Origin of the sequence: Leisingera sp. S232 (assembly GCF_049800895.1) — a bacterium.
In the GTDB taxonomy this organism is placed as follows: Bacteria; Pseudomonadota; Alphaproteobacteria; order Rhodobacterales; family Rhodobacteraceae; genus Leisingera.
Genome location: NZ_JBNAFX010000078.1, coordinates 1 through 2409 on the forward strand (window position 1 = coordinate 1; position 2409 = coordinate 2409).

Here is a 2409-nt window from a genome sequence, read left to right on the forward strand (position 1 = left end):
CAACGCCGATGGCACGCTGGAGTACACGCCGGACGCAGGCTTTGACGGTGACGACACGATCACCTACACGATCAGTGATGGTGAGCTGACGGACACCGCCGAGGTTGCGGTTACCGTGGAACCGGACGATACCGGTAACGCAGGTCCTGTCGACGGTCTGGATACGGGCGAAGTGATGAACCCGGGCTATACCGATGCGGATGGAGATCAGATCGATGGCGACGATGGCCTTGATGACGAGATCTTTGGCAACGGCGGTGAAGACCAGATCAATGCTGGTGAAGGCAACGACACCATCGATGGCGGCGAAGGCAACGATGTGATCGATGCTGGCAACGGCGACGACGTCATCATCCGCAGCGATGGCCGCTTTGAGCAAATGACAGGTGGTGCGGGCGACGATACGCTCACTGGCAACGGCGACGGCGACATCCGGGTCACTGTTTCCAACGATGGTGACGGAGGTGTCTTCCACAGCGATACTGGCTCCTTTGGTCAGTTCACCAGCATCGAGAACTTCGAGGCGGACGAAATCGAAGGTGAGAACGACAAGATCAGCTTCACTGATACGATTGCGGCAAGCCGGGTCGACGAGGATATCAATGGTATCTCTGACAATGCCTTCGGTAATTTTTATCCGGAGGACGGCTCGAACGTCGTCAACTTTGGCCCGGAAGCGAACTACCTGTTGTCGGATATCCTAAACGGTACCGAGCCTGCCAGCGGCGAAGACGCTATTGGGCCCGTGGGTGAGTTTATCATCTTAGGTGGGGATGAAGACGGGGAGATTGCGGATATCAGCTACGAGAACTTCGAAGTCATCCAATTCGAGGTGGAAGCAGACCCCGACTTCATGTCGCTTATGCGTTCCCCTGAAGAGGAAGCACGTATAGCGGAAAACGCAGCTGTGCTCGAAGAGGAAGAAGAGGAACTGGAGGATATTATCTGATAATAGCCTGCGAACCTCGACAAGGTGGACTTGCCCAAGCACCAAAACCCACGGTGGGTCCATCTTGCAAAACAGCAAAGAGGCTGATCGACTTGAGGTCGTCCTGATGACCTGAATGGAGGCAGTTTAAACAGATCACCGGCGATCTTCTGATCACCGGTGATTTGTCTTTCTGTGACCGTCCGGAAAAGACGCCCCGGCACAGATTGCTGATCTACCTCGCTGATGAGACTTTCCGTTTTGCAAAAAGAACGCGGGGGTTGAAACAATATCCGGTCCAAACCATACAAGATCGAAGCTACAAAAGAGCTTTCCAATATGGCTGATACCCCTACCACCCGCACTTTGGCAGTCTATCGCGCCGTTGCGCATAGCGGCCCGGTGGTTTTGAACGACTTACAGAATATTCTGCCCCAGCTTTCCCGTATGGGCATTTGGCGCGCGTTGAACAATCTGCGGGACGCAGGATGGGTCAGATTGCGGCTGGGTGATAATGCTTGGCTGATCACACATGCCACTCAGGACATGCTCAACGACGCATGCCTCCCGCCGCGTGCGGTTGAAGAATTGTCTGCGCGCCTGCCACAAATCACGCGGAAACAGACGCTCATCCTGTGCGCCTTCACCGAACGGGGGCGGCTTGAGATTGTTGAGTCGACAGACAAGTCCCTTATGGGTGAGGTGTTGCCCCTGATAGGTGAACCGGCGGCCTTTGCCGCCCTGGGGATCAGCACCGAGGCCGACATGCTGCGCCATCTGAATGCCTGGATCTCATCCACGGCGGATGCCGAAGAACGTGCGCTGGTCAAATCGGGCGGTCTTACGCAGGGGCTGCGTGCCGCGCGGCAAAATCCGGCACTGAAAACTGCGCAGGGTTATGCCATACCCTATCGCGCTGCAGATGACAGCATTGCCGTTGCCTGGATAGAGACACGCGCGACGTGACTCACACCTTACTGAGACATTGCGCCACCCAGATTTGATCACCGACCACGCGATACACCAGACGGTGGCGATGGGTCAGCCTGCGTGACCACCATCCGTTCAAGGGGGAGGCCAAAGCACAAGGTCGCCCGATCCCGTCATAGGGCGTGCGGCAACAGGCGTCCAATAGCTGATCCAGCCGGGCAGACAGGGCAGGTTCGGCCCGTTGCAGGGTCAGATAATCCTCCCAGACCGGTGCGGCAAAGCGCAGCTTTCTCATTCCTGCTTCCCGACCTCTGCCGCAGGCAACCCGTCTGACAGGTCGCGCAGCGCTTCGACCAACTGGCGGATATTCGCCTCAGATCCCAAAAGATGCTGCGTTTCCAACAATGATTCGTATTCAGCAAGGGAAAGAAGCACGGCAGCGGGCTTACCCCCGGACCGGGTGATCACGATCGGGATACAATCCTGCGTCGCGCGATCTATTGTCGCCGCCAATTCCTGGCGGACCTCTGAAAACTTCATCACGTCCATGG

At 56.7% G+C, this 2409-nt stretch carries 4 protein-coding genes; 2 read left to right on the plus strand and 2 right to left on the minus strand.

Features of this window, described 5'->3' with window-relative positions; genetic code table 11:
• On the plus strand, window positions 1-949 hold a 949-nt coding region (locus tag ACP151_RS21255), incomplete at its 5' end, for a calcium-binding protein (RefSeq protein ID WP_424980782.1).
• 318 nt (window positions 950-1267) lie between these two features.
• Window positions 1268-1894, plus strand: a complete 627-nt coding sequence (locus ACP151_RS21260; RefSeq protein ID WP_424980762.1) for a hypothetical protein — start codon at window positions 1268-1270, stop codon at window positions 1892-1894.
• 1 nt (window position 1895) lies between these two features.
• On the opposite strand, the gene ACP151_RS21265 is transcribed toward ACP151_RS21260, so the two are convergent.
• Window positions 1896-2153, minus strand: coding sequence for a Txe/YoeB family addiction module toxin (locus ACP151_RS21265; protein WP_424980763.1), 258 nt, complete (start codon window positions 2151-2153; stop codon window positions 1896-1898).
• The coding region (locus tag ACP151_RS21270; protein ID WP_424980764.1) for a type II toxin-antitoxin system Phd/YefM family antitoxin at window positions 2150-2409 on the minus strand (260 nt) is incomplete at its 5' end. The genes ACP151_RS21270 and ACP151_RS21265, both read right to left, overlap by 4 nt.